Below are 15,192 nucleotides of genomic sequence, written 5' to 3' on the forward strand. Positions count from 1 at the left end.
CGTCGATGAGGCGTGAGGTACATCGGCCGGCGGCCTGCGCCTGTGTTCACGCATTGAGGCGGCCGGTAACAGATCGTGTTCAAGGCAAAGGCCGAAACCTGATCTAAACCAGCAGTTTACCAAGAAACCCTGCGCAATATTTTTGACGGGATATCGCCACGGTGTTACCGCATTTCGGCTTCAATAAGCGATGATTAACCATTAGGATCGATATTCGGATGCGAACATCACCGCATCCGTTGGTCAAATCCGGGGACAAACGGCAGCCTGCAAGGCCTTTTGATTTGAACAAAGTCGAACGACACACAAACGGGCGGCACTATCACATGAGCGTCTGGCCGAGATGGCTGGCAGCCGTGATTTTCGCCTTTGGCTTCCTTGTAGCGGCTGAGACCGGCGCCAGCGCGCAGACGCGTTCGCTGAAACTCTATAACCTCCACACCAAAGAGAAGGCGGAGATCGTCTTCAAGCGCGGCGGCCGCTACGACCAGTCGGGTCTGAAAAAAATCAATATCATCCTGCGCGACTGGCGCCGCAACGAGCCGACCAAGATGGATCCGCGCTTGCTGGACCTGGTCTGGGAGGCATATCGGCAAAGCGGCGCCTCCGGCTACATCCAGGTCGTTTGCGGTTATCGCTCGTCGTCTACGAACTCGATGCTGCGCAGCCGCAGCAGGGGTGTTGCCAAGAAAAGCCAGCATACGCTTGGCAAAGCGATGGACTTCTACATTCCCGGCGTGCCGCTGAAGAAACTGCGCGATATCGGCCTCAAGATGCAGGGCGGCGGCGTCGGCTATTATCCGTCGTCCGGCTCGCCCTTCGTTCATATGGATGTCGGCAATGTGCGCCACTGGCCAGGCATCAGCCGCCAGGAACTGGCGCGCGTGTTCCCCAATGGCAAGACGCTGCACGTGCCAAGCGACGGCAAGCCGCTGCCCGGCTATTCGCAGGCGCTCGCCTCCTACAAGGCGCGCAAGGGCGCCGGCAGCCCCGCCATCGAACTGGCCAGCGCAGGTGGCGGTTCCAAAAGATCCGGTGGCCTGCTGGCGGCTTTCTTCGGCGGTGGTGAAGACGAGGCGGACGACAGCGCCGATGTAGCAGCCGTGCCGGCGCCGAAGCAGAAGACCGTGAAGCTGGCGAACGCGAAGCCGGCGCCGGTAGCCAAGAGCGGCAACCTTCCGGGCATTGCCATCGTGTCGCCTCAGGATGCGCAGCGCGCCGAGATTCCGCAAATCGCCGATGCGCCTGCTCCGGAACCGGAAGAGGACACGCCCGAAACGATCATCGCGGCGCTGCCGGCGCGCAGCGTTCCGCTGCCTGATTTCGCCCCGCGTCCGAAGACCGATGTCGGCGCCCAGCCGCCCGAAAACGTTCCGTTCGGCGTGGCGGATGCCACTGCCACCACCGAACAGGCGGTGGCAACCGCGCAAGCGCCGGCAAGCAGCCCCTTCGGCATGGCCGATCCGTCCGCCGCCGCCGGTTCGATGCAGGCTGTGGCCAACAACATTCCGCTGCCGACCTGGCGTCCCGATCACTCGCTGCCGACCGACCTTGCTGCGACCGATCTTGCGCCGCAGGACAAGGATGTGCTTTTGGCGCTGGCGGATACGGCCGGGCGCGGCAAGACCGCTACCGATGCATTCTCGGTGCTGCCGTCGGCGCGGCCCAACCTGGCCGAACTCGACCAAATCAAGCCCGACCAAATCAAGCCCGATCAAAACCAGGCCGACCAAGTCCAGCCCGATGCCGTCAAGGCCGTCCTCGAGCGGGTCAGCGCAACCGACGAATACCAGGTCGCCTCGCTCTCCCAGCCGAGCTCGGTCCTGGTCGATCCGGCGAACGTCAATGCCGCATCGCCGCGCCAGGCTGTTTTTGCCCGCCCGGCCGGCTCCGATCCGGCTGCGGCGATCGGAGCGGGTGTGAAAACCACCCGCAAGGCAGCCAGGGCGACCGTCCGTGACCTGAAGCCTGGTCCGAAGTCCGTGGTGGTCGCCGCCGAGCCGAAGACCGCACGTTGGGCGCTCAACAGCGGCGAGAATGTCGCCACCGTCTCCAGCGCCACGACAGCACCGCGCTATGCCTACAACATCGTGCACACGCCGCCGAGCGAGGTCTACACCGCAGGCTTCCAGTCGAACGACCAGATGGCCGACGCCAATCGGTTCACCGGCAATGCCGTCAAGTTCCTGTCGGTTGCCCGCTTCCAGACCAAGTAGCGGATCGATCAAGCAATAAAAAAGCCGCGCCGGGCAACCCGGGCGGCTTTTTTTGCTGTTCGCAAACAAGAATGCCGCCGGCGATGCAGCCAATCCAATTGGACTGAAAGTGTCTCTAGACTAGCGCCCGAGCTTGCTCGCCGCGCGCGCTAAGGCTTCGATTTCGTCCCACCTGCCGGCCTTGACCAAATCGTCCGGTGCTACCCAGGAGCCGCCGACGCAGATGACGTTGGGCAGGCTCAGATAGTCGGCGGCGTTCTTGCCGGTGATGCCGCCGGTCGGGCAGAATTTGACATCCGCGAGCGGCGAGGCGAATGCCTTGAGCGATGCGATGCCGCCCGACTGTTCCGCCGGGAAGAATTTCAGGAAACGCAAGCCTGCCTCGCGGGCGGCCATGATCTCACCCGGCGTGATGGCGCCGGGCAGCAACGGCACGTCGCTGTCCTTCGCGGCTGCCAGAAGCTCGCGGGTGATGCCGGGGCTGACGATGAACTTCGAACCGGCAGCTGCCGCCTCGCCGAACTGGCGCGCGTCCAGAATGGTGCCTGCGCCAACGACGGCGCCCTCGACTTCGCTTGCCACGAGCCGGATCGCCTCCAGCGCATCGGCGGTCCGCAGCGTGATCTCGATCGCCGGCAGGCCGCCGCGCGCCAGGGCACGCGCCAGCGGCACGGCGTCGGCGACATTGGCGATCTTCAGCACCGGGATGACCGGCTGGCCGTTAAGGAGCGACAGTAGCTTTTCGGTCCTGCTGGGCATTGTCGTCTCTCCGTATTGATCCGTTCAACCGGTTAGCAGAAGGCTGTTTTTCTGTCCACGAAACGACGCGTGTCGCAGTGTCACGCACTGCCAGCCATCAAAGCCGCCAGGGAGAGGCTGATCCACGCATCAGCCTTGAAACGGCTCTCATCAGCGTTTAGTGGCTTCGGCGATGGCCAATCAACCTTTTCGCGTCGCCGCGCTCTACCGGTTTGCCCGGCTCAACGACTTCGAGGCGTTACGCGCGCCGCTCGCCGCCTTCTGCTGCGGACGCGGTATCAAAGGCACGCTGCTTCTGGCGCATGAGGGCATCAACGGCACGGTCGCCGGCAGCGAAGCTGATATCGCCGGGCTCATCGCTCATCTCGAATCCATCGAAGGCCTCGCCGGTCTCGAGGTCAAATACAGCAGTGCCGCTGCAATGCCGTTCCACCGCATGAAGGTGCGGCTGAAGCGCGAGATCGTCACCATGGGCGTTAGGGATATCGATCCGGCGGCAAGCGCCGGCACTTATGTCGCGGCGGCCGACTGGAACGCGTTGATCTCGGATGCGGACACGATCGTCATCGACACGCGCAATTCCTATGAGGTGTCGATTGGCACCTTCAAGGGGGCGGTCGATCCCGCCACGGCGAGCTTTCGCGAATTTCCGGCCTGGGTCGAGCAGCATCGGGCCGAGCTCGTCGGCCGGAAGGTAGCCATGTTCTGCACCGGCGGCATACGCTGCGAGAAGGCGACAGCCTATGTGAAGTCGCTCGGGTTCGAGGACGTGTTCCATCTCAAGGGCGGTATTCTGAAATATCTCGAAGAAGTGCCCGCCGAACAGAGCCTCTGGCAGGGCGAGTGTTTCGTCTTCGACGAGCGTGTCTCGGTGTCGCACGGCCTGGTCGAGGGAGAGGCCGAACTGTGCCGCGCCTGCCGGCATCCGCTGACCGGGCAGGACCTGTTATCGCCGAAATACGCCGCCGGCACCTCGTGCCCGCACTGCTTCGACACTCGTTCAGACGAGGATCGTGCACGCTATGCCGAGCGCCAGCGCCAGGTCGAACTGGCGCAAGCGCGCGGGGGGCGCAGCCATATCGGACGTTAGAGCGTATTTCGCGCGTCCACTTGAACATCCAAAGTACGCCCTAACACATCTGAACTGCGCATCGTGCTTTCCAAAAATTGCGGGCCGTTACGTCAGGACAAGGTAAATCCTGGCATCACCTTGCTTCCGCCGTCGGTAGTAAAGCGCTCATCCGTCATTGTAATGTCAATATGCGGGGCCTACCTCTTCAACGTCCGAAAACCTGCCCGTGCACGTACGGCCGGGCCAATTCTGGAGGCATTGATGTTCGATCCCAAGAAGCTTCTCGACGATCTGCTCGGCTCGCAAATTCCCGGAACGGGGTCGACCGTCCGCGACAAGGCGGGTCAGGCGGTGCAGATGGCCAAGGACAATCCGCTGGCGGCCGGTGCGCTCGCTGCGGTGCTGCTTGGAACCGGCGCCGGCCGTCAGGTCACCGGCACTGCGGTGAAGCTCGGCGGCCTGGCTGCGATCGGCGGCCTCGCTTACAAAGCCTACCAGAACTACAAGAGCGGCAGCGCGCCAGCTGAGACGCAGGCAGCTGGCGAACCGGAATTGCTGCCGCCGCCCGCCGATACCCCCTTCCACCCCTCGCAGGCGCCGCAAGGCGAGAACGAATTCACGCTGACGCTGGTGCGGGCGATGATTTCGGCGGCGAAGGCCGACGGCCATATCGATGACGGCGAGCGGCAAAAGATTGCCGGCAAGCTCAGCCTCGCGGGCATCGACTCCGACGCCGAGAAATTCCTGATGTCGGAGCTGGAAACGCCGCTCGATCTGGATACGCTGGTCGCTGGCGCCCAAACCGACGCGCAGAAGCTCGAACTCTACACCGCCTCGCGCCTCACCATCGATCCGGATACGCGTGCCGAACGCGGCTATCTCGATCTGCTCGCCGGCCGCCTCGGCCTGCCGGACGCGCTGGTCGACCACGTCGAGGCGACGGTGTCGGCGGCAAAGGTGCCGGCATCGGGCGCCAGCAAGTCAGCAAAGGCTGCCAGCAAGACCGCGCCCAATTCGCGCTGGTAAGCTGCAACCATAGAGGGCTGACCGGCAAGATTTCGCGCTAACGTTTCGTTAACCCGGCAAGCGCATGATTTTAGGCAGTCGGATCGGCTTTCCTCCTCCCAAGCTCGGTTCAGATCAGGGCGGCCGCCAATGGCCGCCCTTTTGTTGACGTCATCGGTCTTGCCATCATTCCCATCATTTGCGATGGCTCGCTTTCATCGGAGGAAGCTATGGCAAACTACAAAACAGCCATCGTCACTGGCGCCGGCACGGGCATCGGCAAAAGCGTCGCTACGGCGCTGCTCAAGTCCGGCTGGAATACGGTGTTCTGTGGACGCCGCAAGCAGGTGCTGAAAGAGGCAATCGCCGAGGCAGGATCGACACAAGCCAAGGCGCTGGCGGTTGCCTGCGACATCAGCAAGGCCGACCAGGTCGACGATCTGTTCGAGACGGTGGCGGCGGCTTTCGGTCGTGTCGACCTGCTCTTCAACAATGCCGGCATGGGCTACAAGTCGACGTTGATCGACGAGATCCCGGTCGAGGTGTGGAACGACATCGTCGGGGTCAATCTGACCGGCTCGTTCCTATGTGCCCGCGCCGCCTTTGGCGCCATGCGCAGGCAGCGACCGATGGGCGGCCGCATCATTAACAACGGCTCGGTGTCGGCCTACGCCCCCCGACCGGGCTCGGTGCCCTATACCGCAACCAAGCACGCCATTACCGGGCTGACCAAGACGCTGGCGTTGGACGGCCGGCCTTATGACATCGCCTGCGGCCAGATCGACATCGGCAACGCCTTGACCGAGATGGCGCAAGCGATGACGGTCGGGGTGCCGCAGGCCAATGGCTCCATCGCCGCCGAAGCGGTGATGGACGTCGAGCGCGTCGCCGATGCCGTCGTTCACATGGCCAGCCTGCCGCTCGACGCCAATGTGCTGTTCATGACCGTGATGGCGACGAAGATGCCATTCGTCGGGCGAGGGTAAGCAGCCGGTCTAGGATGGCGTGACCGAAAGCGGCACGCCGGGAAGATACAGCGAAATCGGGCGGATTTCGTAGACGGCGGTCGGATTGACGCGACGAAGGTCGCGTGCAACCGCGATCGCGGCATCACGCGTGGCGCAGTCGACAACGTAGAGCCCCAACAATTGCTCCTTGGTCTCGGCGAAGGGGCCATCAATGACCATTCCGGCACCCGGCCCGCGCAAGGTAAAGGCGTCTTGTGTCGCCCCAAGCCGCGCAGCCGGCCCAAGAACGCCTTCCCGGTGGAGCCGATCGTTGATCTGGAGCAGGTCGGCCATCAGCGCCGCGTCCTCCTCCGGCGTCAGCGCCGTGATCGCTTCTTCCACGTGATAGGCGAGGATTGCGTAGAACATCTGACGTCACCTTTCGTCGGTCGCATGATCCCCCGAAATCGATTTCGGGATCGCGGTTGCCCACTTGCCCAGAAATGTCTCGATCCGCTCCAGCGCGCGCAGGATGTTCTCTTCGGAGTTGGCGTAGGACAGCCTGATATAGCCCTCGCCGAGAATGCCGAAATCAGGCCCGCCGATCAGCGCCACGCCGGCATCCTCGAGCAAAGCCGAGGCGAGTTTCTTGGCCTTCCAGCCGGTTTTTGAGACATTGGGGAAGGCATAGAACGCGCCCTTCGGCGTGATGCAGGAAACGCCAGGCAAAGCGTTCAACCCCTCGACCACGACTTTCCGGCGGCGGTCGAAGGCGCGCATCATCTTGTCGACGTCGTCCTGCGGGCCGTCGATGGCGGCGATGCCGGCATACTGGCTCGGCGCGTTGACGCAGGACCAGCAATTGACCGCCAGTTTGCGCACCTTGTCGTAGAGGTGGGCGCCCTTGTCACCGTTCGGCCAGATCGACCAGCCCATGCGCCAGCCGGTCATCGCCCAGGTCTTCGACCAGCCGTTGAGCACGATCAGCCGGTCACGGATTTCAGGGAAATTGAGCAGCGAACAGTGCGTCTCGCCGTCATAGGTCATCACGTCGTAAATCTCGTCGGAGAGGATGGCGACATCAGGGTGCGCTTCCAGCCCCTTGACCAGCTTCTCGATCTCGGCGCGGGGGGTGACTCCGCCGGTCGGGTTGGCCGGCGAGTTGAGGATGAGCAGCCTGGTCTTCGGCGTGATCAGCGCCAGCGTCTCCTGCGCCGAGAAGGCAAAGCCGTTCTCCTCGCGCATCGGCACCGGTACCGGTTCGGCGCCGGTGAACTCGATCATCGAGCGATAGATGGGAAAGCCGGGATCGGGATAGAGGATTTCAGCGCCCGGTTCGCCGAACATCAGGATCGCGGCAAACATGGTCGGCTTGCCGCCGGGCAGGATCATCACGGCCTCGGGCGACACCTCGATGCCGGTGGTGGTCAGCGTGCGGCGCACCACCGCTTCGCGCGTCGCCAGCAGGCCGTTGGCCGGCGTGTAGCCGTGATGGCCGTCGCGCAGCGCCTTGATCGCTGCCTCGACAATGTGCTGCGGCGTCTTGAAGTCGGGCTGGCCGATGCCGAGATTGACGATATCGCGGCCCTGATGGGCGAGCGCGGTGGCACGCGCCAGCACCGCGAAGGCATTTTCCTCGCCAAGACGATCGAAGGCCGAAATCGTGTGGAGCATTTTTCCCGTCCGTGTGGTTCTTTCATCGAGCGAGCGTTTTTGTGAGCGTCCGCTCACAAAAGTCAAACGGATTGGAGTTTTTGGTGTCGGAAAACCTTGAGAATTGGCAACCGCGCCCGCGGCCCGAACGTAAAGTCCTGGAGGGTCGCACTGTCAGGCTTGAACCGCTCAGCGCTGAAAAGCACGGCGACGGCTTGTTTGAAGCATCTTCGGTGCCCGACATAGACGGCCGCTTCGCTTGGCTGCCTGACTACCCACCGCAGACCCGTGCCGCCTTCCAGCCTTGGCTGGACAAGGCCGAAGCCAGCGAAGATCCGCTGTTCTTCACCGTCATCGACAAGGCCAGCGGGAAAATTGCCGGACGCCAGACGCTGATGCGCATCGATCCGGCCTATGGCGTGATCGAGATCGGCAACATCTATTGGGGGCCGCTGATCTCGCGCAAGCCGGCGGCGACGGAAGCGCAGTTCCTGTTCATGAAATACATCTTCGATGAGCTTGGCTATCGCCGCTACGAATGGAAATGCAACAACCGCAACGAGCCGTCGAAGCGCGCGGCGGAACGTTTCGGCTTCAAGTTCGAGGGCATTTTCCGCCAGCATCTTGTGGTCAAGGGCGAAAACCGCGATACCGCTTGGTATTCGATCATCGACAAGGAGTGGCCGGCATTGCGCAGAGCCTATGAAGCATGGCTCGATCCGGCCAATTTCGATGGTGACGGCCGGCAGAAGCGACGGCTGGAGGATTTCCGCGCCGAGTTCGGCGCGTAGCGGGAGTTCATGAATGGCGCATACCCATGATCACGGTCCGCAGGGGCATGCCCACAGCCACGGCGCCGGCCATGCGCACGGCTCAACCGATAAGAAGCGGGTGCTGGTCGCGGCCTGCCTGACCGCCGGCTTCATGGTCGCGGAAGCGCTTGGCGGTCTCTTCACTGGATCGCTGGCACTGCTGGCGGATGCCGGCCACATGCTCGCCGATTGTATCGCGCTCGGCCTTGCCTGGTATGCTTTTCATCTGGCCGGCCGGCCGGCCACCGTTCGCCTCACCTATGGTTTCGGCCGGGTCAAGACGCTGGTCGCCTATACCAACGGCATCGCGATTTTCGCCATTGCGCTGTGGATCATCTATGAGGCCTGGGAACGTTTGCTGACGCCCGCGCCCGTGCTCGGCGGGCCGATGCTGGTCGTTGCGATCGCCGGCCTGCTAGTGAATATCGCCTCTTTCCTCGTGCTGCACGGCGGCGACCGCGACAGCCTGAACATGCGGGGCGCCATCCTGCACGTGCTCGGCGATCTGCTTGGCTCGGCGGCAGCGATCATAGCTGCGCTGATCATCCTGGCGACGGGCTGGACGCCTATCGATCCGATCCTGTCCGTCCTTGTCTCGCTGCTGATCCTGTCCACGGCCTGGTCGCTGATGCGCGAAGCAGCCCATGTCCTGCTCGAAGGCGTGCCGGCGAGCCTCGATCGCGACCTGATCGCCAGGGACATAGAGAAGACGGTCAAGGGCGTGCGCGAGGTGCATCACATGCATGTCTGGTCGCTCGACGGGTCAAGCAACATGGCGACCTTGCATGCCTGCCTCAATGATGGCGTCGATGCCCACAAAGCGGTCAGCGCCATCAAGAAACGGCTTGCCGCCGAGCATGGCATTGCCCACGCCACCGTAGAACCGGAATTCGGCCAGTGTGCCGATGGCCATCAGGAGCATGATGGCGAGCACGACCATGCGCACGATGCGGCTCCGCATCATGGCCATTATCACTGACACCGGGAGTTCCATGGCATTGGTAACGAACTTGATGAATTCCCGCCGAGTCGGGACGACTTGATGGACCGCGACACGCGCAACGCGGCGATAGGCGCCCTCTGGGTGCTGCTGCTGTTCGGCATCGCCGCCTACTATTTGCCAACCGTGATGCTGGCAGTCGGCCGCGTCTCGACCATTCTTGCCGCTGTTGTTGCCGCCATTTTCATGGGGGCCATTTTCGTCGTGTTCTGGTTGCGTGGCCGCAGCCAGCGCAAAAGGGATCATTGATATGCGTGTTTTGATAACCGGCGCGGCAGGTATGGTCGGCCGCAAGCTCATCGCCCGGCTGGCGAAGGACGGGACGCTCAACGGCCGGAAGATCGCCGCGCTCGACCTTCACGACATCGTGCCGCCGCAGGCGCCGGTCCTGGAAGGCGTCGATGTTGCCATCCACACCGGCGATCTTGCTGCGCCGAGCGCGACAGAAAGGTTGGTCGCATCGCGCCCCGACGTGATTTTCCACTTAGCAGGTGTGGTATCAGGCGAGGCGGAAGCCAATTTCGATCTCGGCTACCGCGTCAATCTCGACGGCACCAGGGCGCTGTTCGATGCCATAAGGCTGACCGGGTTTGCACCGCGCATCGTCTTCACCTCGTCGATCGCCGTGTTTGGCGCGCCATTTCCGGACGTTATACCAGACGAATTCCACCCGACACCATTGACCTCCTACGGCACGCAGAAGCTGATGGGCGAAGCGTTCTTGGCCGACTATACGCGGCGCGGCTTCTTCGACGGCATTGGCATCAGGCTGCCGACCATCTGCGTCAGGCCCGGAAAACCGAACAAGGCCGCCTCGGGCTTCTTCTCCGGTATCATCCGCGAGCCGTTGAGCGGCCAGGAAGCGATATTGCCGGTGCCGCGCTCTGTCTTGCACACCCATGCCAGCCCGCGCTCGGCGGTGAATTTTCTGATCCACGCAGCAGGGATCGACGGCAGCGCCGTCGGCCCGCGCCGCAATCTGACGATGCCCGGCGTCGCCGTCACGGTCGGCGAGCAGATCGAGGCACTGGAACGCATTGCCGGCGCCAGCGCGGTGAAGCTGATCCGCGAGGAGCCCGACGATACCATCTGGGCCATCGTCAAGGGCTGGCCGACACGGTTCGAGGCGCGGCGGTCGAGGGAGCTTGGCTTTGCCGCCGAAACCAGCTTCGACGACATCATCCGCGCGCATATCGAGGACGAGCTGGACGGAAAAGTCGCGAGCTAGAGTGCGTCCAGTCGGACGCGCCCAAGCGTCAGCCGCCAGCGGTCAGGCTCGCCGAAAGCAGCAGCAGTCCGAACAGGAAGACGAAGGCCGCGCCGCCGATCTCGATGATCGAATGGATGCGGTTGCCCATGCGGCCATCGCCGGCGAAATAGACCGCCCAGTTCTTGGCCGTCACCGCCAGCGTCGCCAGGACCGAGACGGTGATTGCGGTGCCGAGCGCCATGGCCAGCACCGACAGGATGCCGCCGAACCATAGCCCATTGAGCATGGCAAAACTCAGCACGATCAGCGCGCCCGAGCAGGGCCGGATGCCGACCGCAGCCACCGCCGACCAGGCAGTGCGCCAGTCGAAGCGGTCGCCGGAAAGCAGCGCCGGGTCGGGCGCGTGCGAATGCCCGCATGTCTCGCAGATTTCGCCCGCCGCATGGTGATGATGATCGTGCCCGCCATGGTCATGGTCGTGTGCGCCGTGATCGTGGTCATCATGGTTGTGGCCGTCATGGCCATGTGCGTGAAGCGCATGGGAATGCGCTGAATGCGCATGTGCAGAATGTGCGTGGCCTGTGTGCGAATGGCCGGCATGGGCGGCAGAGAGGCTGTAGGCAGGGTTGGCGCCGAACAGGCGAAGGATAGCAGGACCGGCCTTGCGCCACAGAAGCCAGGCGCCGAACAGCGTGACGAAGACATAGCTTACAATTTCGAGGAACCATGCCGCGTCGGTCATCGATATGGCGGTGCCGCGCAGGACGAAATAGGCGAGCATCATCACGAGGATGGCCGTCAGCGCCTGCAGCAGGGCCGAGACGAAGGACAGCATGATGCCGCGCCTGAGCGCAACTTCGTTGGCCACCATGTAGGATGAGATCACCGCCTTGCCGTGACCGGGGCCGGCGGCATGGAAGATGCCATAGGCGAAGGACAGGCCGATAAGCAGCCACAGCTTGCTGCCGTCCTCGCGCATCGCCTTCATCGCGCCGGCAAGCGCGCGATAGAATTCCTGCTGGCGCAGATTGATCCACATCAGGACATGGGCGAACGGGCCGGTTGTAGGAGCTATCCCGTCATTGGTGCCGATGCCCAGCGAGCTCTGGGCGTGGGCGGCGCCGAGTAAGTGCGTCAGCACGAGGGCGACGGCCAAAAGGCCGAACGCCAAACGCAGGGACGGTTTCGTCACCGGATTATCCTTCTCGCTGACAGTTCATTTCAAGCTTGGTCGCAAAAATCTTGCTCATATCCGTGCCCGTCGGATCGTTGAAGAAGGCGTCCGTCAGCGTCTTCTGGTTCTCGGCGATCGCCTCGTCGGGGTTCGGACGAACGACCTTGCTCGTGCATGTCGGCGGCATGCCGTCGACCTGCAGATTGGCATCCTCGGTGAAATCGATCGCCGTGTAGAAGGTCGGGTCGTAGACGCCGATATCGATCTTGCCGGCCAGCTTCATCGGCGCCTTCGGTTCGGATTCGAACAGGATGATGAGTTGGTCGTTGTCGAAATTGGCCATCAACTGCGGCGGTGGGTTCATCGCCTCGTCCTTGCCGTCGACGGTGACGAGCTGGAAGTAATTGAACTCCGCCAGCGAAGCATGGACGGTGTCGGCGACTTCCTTCAACTCCTTGTCGTCGAGTTTCAGGTCGGAATTCTTGTCGAATTCCATCATCACCGTGCTCGAAAACAAATCGTCGAAGCGCCAGAGATGGCGCAACGCCTTCACACTTTGGTGATCCGGGCTGAGAACCACTTCGAGGCGGGCCTCGGCGAAGACGTGGGGATGCACTTCGGCCGGCACGACCATGGCAAATGTCGCCGCCATGGCCGAAGCCATCATGATTGCTTGCCGTTTCAGATGCATTCTCGGTCGCGATTCCATCGACTTCGGTAAATATCGAGAGTTATCAGAAAGGGGGCGAAAATGGGACCGCGAGGCGGCTAAAAGGCTCATGCGCTGTCATTCGTCTTGAACCACTGCACCAGGAAGTCGACAAAGACGCGAACCTTGGCAGGCAAATAGCGCCGGTGCGGATAGACGGCGAAGATGCCGCTACCCGAAAGGATGCGGTCGTCCAGCACAGTCACCAGCCGGCCGCTTTCGATATCTGGCGCGGCGATGAAATCCGGCAGGATGGTAAATCCCAACCCAGCCACGGCAGCGGCCCTTGCGGCCATCGGACTGTTGACCTCGATCGGGCCGGAGACCGAAACGCTCACTGTGTCGCCGCTGTCACCCTTGAACGGCCAGTTGGTCATCCAGCGGCCATTTGTATCAATGATGCAGGGCATACGGCCAAGGTCCTGCGGCCGCACCGGCATGCCGTGCTTGGCAATCAGCTCGGGAGATGCGCAGAGCCGCACCGAAAACGGCGCCAGCCGCCTCGCGATCAGTGAGGAGTTTTCCAACCGCGAAATGCGCACGGCGAGATCGAACCCCTCCTCGACCAGATCGACGAAGCGGTCGTCGAGATGAATGTCGAGCACGATGTCGGGGTGCTGCTTGGCGAAGTCGATCAGCGACTGTCCGATCGGTGCGTCGGCAAATGTGCGCGGCGCTGAAAGCTTGATCCTGCCGCGCACGTCGCCGGAGGATTCGCGCACCGCATCGGCGAGGCTGTCGACCTCGCGCACGATTTCGGAGGCGCGCCGATAATAGGTGTGCCCAGCCTCTGTCATCGAAAACTGCCGTGTGGTGCGGTTAAGCAGAAGCGCGCCGAGCTCGTCCTCCAACTCGCGCACATATTTGGACAGCAGCGCCTTGGAGCGGCCGATCTTGCGCGCCGCCGCCGAAAAACCTTCGGCCTCGACTACGTCGATGAAGGCGCGCATGCGGGTCAGCGTGTCCATGTCATGCGCTCTTTTGGTTGGCTGAAAGGATGCGTGCGGCAAGCGTCAGCAACTGCCGGTCGCTGTTCTTTGGTCCGAGTAGCGACAGGCCGAATGGAGCGCCGTCGACTTTGCCGAGCGGCAGGGTGATCTGCGGAAAGCCTGACAGGCCGGAAAGACACAATAGTCTCAGCGCGCGTTCGCGGTAGATCTGCAAATCATCGAAGGAGTCGGCCTTGAGCGGGGCGGCGCCCGGCACGGTCGGCAGCACAAGAACGCCGTCCTCGCCAAGACGCTCGGCAAGTTCGAGACGGAAGGCGCCGCGGCGCTGCGTTTCATGTCGCGCCGTCGCGGCGTCGATGGTCGCGCCATGCTCGAAGCGTTCCTTGACGCCGGGGCCCAGCATCCGGTTTTCCTGCGAGATCCAGGCACCATGATTTTGCCAGGCCTCGTATCCCTGCAGCTTGCGGAAGCACCAGTAGAGATCGTCGGTGGAATGCGAGAGCGGGCCGGTGGTCTGCGGCGCGCCGATAACCGAAGAGACATGCCGGATCATGCCGCGGTATGCATCGGCTTCCTGCGGGCCGAGCAGGAGCCCGTCCAGCGCATCGAGCGTGAGGGGGCGTTGTAGTTCGCGACGGTGCAGATCGTCGCCGAGCAGTACTGCGCCGACCTTGTCATAGGTGGCCATATCCTTGGCAAACCACCCGAACGTGTCGAGGGAAGGGGCCAGCGGCATGGTGCCATCGAGCGAAATGCGGCCATGCGTAATCCTGAGGCCGATCAGACCGCAGAAACTTGCCGGCGCGCGGATCGAGCCGCCGGTGTCGGACCCGGTGGCGATGTCGGCAAGACCACCGGCGACCGCCGAGGCGGATCCGGACGACGAACCGCCGGTGATGCGGTCGGGTGCGGCCGGATTGACCGGCGAGGGGAAATGCGCGTTCAGCCCCATCAGCGAAAAGGCGAACTCGTCGGTTTGCGTCTTGGCGACGAAGCACGCGCCCGAATCAAGCAGTGCCTGGACGGCAGGCGCGGTTGCTGTGGCGGGCGAGGCCTCACGCTGTCTCTGCGGATTGCCGCAGCCGGTGCGGTAGCCGGCCACGTCGAAGATGTCCTTGACGGCCAGCCGCAGGCCGGCAAGCGGGCCTGATTGCCTATTGGCACCATGTATCTGCCCTGGGATCTGGTCGAGGTCGAGAAAAGCGTTCAAAGGGCCGCGAGTGCCTGTCATGCGTTCAATATCCGGATACAGTCTGTCCAACATTGTTCGCCGTTGGAAATTTTACAACCTTGCCTGTCGATTTTTATTGATTGTGAAATCCTTCGACCTTATATCGCGCTTGCCCAAAGTCGCACGTGCCTGTGGGTGTCCGCCGATCCTCAAAATGGTGAGGGATATCGGTAAGGTAACTGGAGCCAACCCCTCCAGTCGGTTTAGTGGCCAACCACCAAACCGAGGACACCTTGAAGCAACGACGGTGCGGGCCTTTCTGGTGTTCTGCCGGTCGTCCAAAGACCGGGGTTACTGAAGAGGCACACCTTCATTGCCGGCAGTGCGGACGGGTCTCCCATCCAAGCCAAGGCAGACAAAGCGAACCGAGGCCGGGCAAGGCCAAGGTTCACCGCCGCGAGACGGCGCTTCATGGTTCCGGGGTCTCCACCGGCTGGTTCCATGGATTTTCGTC

General features: G+C 62.8%; 15 protein-coding genes. 8 read left to right on the top strand and 7 right to left on the bottom strand.

Features of this window, described 5'->3' with window-relative positions; genetic code table 11:
* Nucleotides 1-326: 326 nt before the first annotated feature.
* A complete protein-coding gene (gene mepK / locus NKH73_RS15915) occupies nucleotides 327-2,216 on the top strand; it encodes a peptidoglycan L,D-endopeptidase MepK (protein WP_352933140.1) in 1,890 nt (629 codons plus the stop codon).
* 120 nt (nucleotides 2,217-2,336) lie between these two features.
* On the opposite strand, the gene NKH73_RS15920 is transcribed toward mepK, so the two are convergent.
* Entirely contained in the window at nucleotides 2,337-2,975 is a 639-nt protein-coding gene (locus NKH73_RS15920; protein ID WP_352933142.1) for a 2-dehydro-3-deoxy-phosphogluconate aldolase, read from the bottom strand.
* A gap of 172 nt (nucleotides 2,976-3,147) precedes the next feature.
* On the opposite strand from NKH73_RS15920, the gene trhO reads away from it, so the two are divergent.
* From trhO to NKH73_RS15935, 3 genes are all read left to right on the top strand, one after another.
* Entirely contained in the window at nucleotides 3,148-4,065 is a 918-nt protein-coding gene (gene trhO, locus NKH73_RS15925; protein WP_352933143.1) for an oxygen-dependent tRNA uridine(34) hydroxylase TrhO, read from the top strand.
* A gap of 243 nt (nucleotides 4,066-4,308) precedes the next feature.
* Nucleotides 4,309-5,073 (top strand): tellurite resistance TerB family protein, encoded by a 765-nt coding sequence (locus NKH73_RS15930; protein WP_352933144.1) that lies wholly within the window; start codon nucleotides 4,309-4,311, stop codon nucleotides 5,071-5,073.
* Between the two features lie 209 nt (nucleotides 5,074-5,282).
* Nucleotides 5,283-6,038, top strand: a complete 756-nt coding sequence (locus tag NKH73_RS15935; protein ID WP_352933146.1) for an SDR family oxidoreductase — start codon at nucleotides 5,283-5,285, stop codon at nucleotides 6,036-6,038.
* Between the two features lie 9 nt (nucleotides 6,039-6,047).
* On the opposite strand, the gene NKH73_RS15940 is transcribed toward NKH73_RS15935, so the two are convergent.
* Together NKH73_RS15940 and NKH73_RS15945 are read right to left on the bottom strand one after the other, a co-directional pair.
* Complete coding sequence (locus NKH73_RS15940; RefSeq protein ID WP_352933148.1) at nucleotides 6,048-6,428, bottom strand: YciI family protein; 381 nt, start codon at nucleotides 6,426-6,428, stop codon at nucleotides 6,048-6,050.
* 6 nt (nucleotides 6,429-6,434) lie between these two features.
* Nucleotides 6,435-7,673, bottom strand: coding sequence for a pyridoxal phosphate-dependent aminotransferase (locus tag NKH73_RS15945; protein ID WP_352933151.1), 1,239 nt, complete (start codon nucleotides 7,671-7,673; stop codon nucleotides 6,435-6,437).
* An 83-nt stretch (nucleotides 7,674-7,756) separates the two neighbouring features.
* Between NKH73_RS15945 and NKH73_RS15950 the strand changes: the two genes are divergently transcribed.
* From NKH73_RS15950 to denD, 4 genes are all read left to right on the top strand, one after another.
* Complete coding sequence (locus NKH73_RS15950; protein WP_352933153.1) at nucleotides 7,757-8,443, top strand: GNAT family N-acetyltransferase; 687 nt, start codon at nucleotides 7,757-7,759, stop codon at nucleotides 8,441-8,443.
* 13 nt (nucleotides 8,444-8,456) lie between these two features.
* Nucleotides 8,457-9,443 carry a cation diffusion facilitator family transporter gene (locus NKH73_RS15955; RefSeq protein WP_352933155.1) on the top strand — a complete coding sequence of 329 codons (987 nt, stop codon included), beginning with the start codon at nucleotides 8,457-8,459 and terminating at the stop codon, nucleotides 9,441-9,443.
* A gap of 63 nt (nucleotides 9,444-9,506) precedes the next feature.
* Nucleotides 9,507-9,713, top strand: a complete 207-nt coding sequence (locus NKH73_RS15960; protein ID WP_352933158.1) for a hypothetical protein — start codon at nucleotides 9,507-9,509, stop codon at nucleotides 9,711-9,713.
* Nucleotide 9,714: 1 nt separating this feature from the next.
* On the top strand, nucleotides 9,715-10,692 hold the full coding sequence (gene denD, locus NKH73_RS15965; protein ID WP_352933160.1) for a D-erythronate dehydrogenase: 978 nt from the start codon (nucleotides 9,715-9,717) through the stop codon (nucleotides 10,690-10,692).
* A 28-nt stretch (nucleotides 10,693-10,720) separates the two neighbouring features.
* Here denD and NKH73_RS15970 read toward each other — a convergent pair whose 3' ends face one another.
* From NKH73_RS15970 to NKH73_RS15985, 4 genes are all read right to left on the bottom strand, one after another.
* Entirely contained in the window at nucleotides 10,721-11,866 is a 1,146-nt protein-coding gene (locus NKH73_RS15970) for a nickel/cobalt transporter (protein ID WP_352933162.1), read from the bottom strand.
* A gap of 4 nt (nucleotides 11,867-11,870) precedes the next feature.
* Nucleotides 11,871-12,539 (bottom strand): DUF1007 family protein, encoded by a 669-nt coding sequence (locus NKH73_RS15975; protein ID WP_352933164.1) that lies wholly within the window; start codon nucleotides 12,537-12,539, stop codon nucleotides 11,871-11,873.
* Between the two features lie 86 nt (nucleotides 12,540-12,625).
* Complete coding sequence (locus NKH73_RS15980; RefSeq protein WP_352933167.1) at nucleotides 12,626-13,525, bottom strand: LysR family transcriptional regulator; 900 nt, start codon at nucleotides 13,523-13,525, stop codon at nucleotides 12,626-12,628.
* 1 nt (nucleotide 13,526) lies between these two features.
* The gene (locus tag NKH73_RS15985) at nucleotides 13,527-14,738 is read right to left on the bottom strand and encodes an amidase (RefSeq protein ID WP_352933169.1); all 1,212 of its coding nucleotides are present in this window, start codon (nucleotides 14,736-14,738) and stop codon (nucleotides 13,527-13,529) included.
* Between the last annotated feature and the right edge of the window lie 454 nt (nucleotides 14,739-15,192).

It is taken from the genome of Mesorhizobium sp. M0938, from assembly GCF_040319125.1.
Classification (GTDB): Bacteria; Pseudomonadota; Alphaproteobacteria; order Rhizobiales; family Rhizobiaceae; genus Mesorhizobium; species Mesorhizobium robiniae.

Coding starts and splice junctions, on each gene's coding strand:
- mepK (WP_352933140.1), top strand. CDS start 327: ATGAGCGTCTGGCCGAGATGGCTGGCAGCCGTGATTTTCGCCTTTGGC.
- NKH73_RS15920 (WP_352933142.1), bottom strand. CDS start 2,975: ATGCCCAGCAGGACCGAAAAGCTACTGTCGCTCCTTAACGGCCAGCCG.
- trhO (WP_352933143.1), top strand. CDS start 3,148: ATGGCCAATCAACCTTTTCGCGTCGCCGCGCTCTACCGGTTTGCCCGG.
- NKH73_RS15930 (WP_352933144.1), top strand. CDS start 4,309: ATGTTCGATCCCAAGAAGCTTCTCGACGATCTGCTCGGCTCGCAAATT.
- NKH73_RS15935 (WP_352933146.1), top strand. CDS start 5,283: ATGGCAAACTACAAAACAGCCATCGTCACTGGCGCCGGCACGGGCATC.
- NKH73_RS15940 (WP_352933148.1), bottom strand. CDS start 6,428: ATGTTCTACGCAATCCTCGCCTATCACGTGGAAGAAGCGATCACGGCG.
- NKH73_RS15945 (WP_352933151.1), bottom strand. CDS start 7,673: ATGCTCCACACGATTTCGGCCTTCGATCGTCTTGGCGAGGAAAATGCC.
- NKH73_RS15955 (WP_352933155.1), top strand. CDS start 8,457: ATGGCGCATACCCATGATCACGGTCCGCAGGGGCATGCCCACAGCCAC.
- NKH73_RS15960 (WP_352933158.1), top strand. CDS start 9,507: ATGGACCGCGACACGCGCAACGCGGCGATAGGCGCCCTCTGGGTGCTG.
- denD (WP_352933160.1), top strand. CDS start 9,715: ATGCGTGTTTTGATAACCGGCGCGGCAGGTATGGTCGGCCGCAAGCTC.
- NKH73_RS15975 (WP_352933164.1), bottom strand. CDS start 12,539: ATGCATCTGAAACGGCAAGCAATCATGATGGCTTCGGCCATGGCGGCG.
- NKH73_RS15980 (WP_352933167.1), bottom strand. CDS start 13,525: ATGGACACGCTGACCCGCATGCGCGCCTTCATCGACGTAGTCGAGGCC.
- NKH73_RS15985 (WP_352933169.1), bottom strand. CDS start 14,738: ATGACAGGCACTCGCGGCCCTTTGAACGCTTTTCTCGACCTCGACCAG.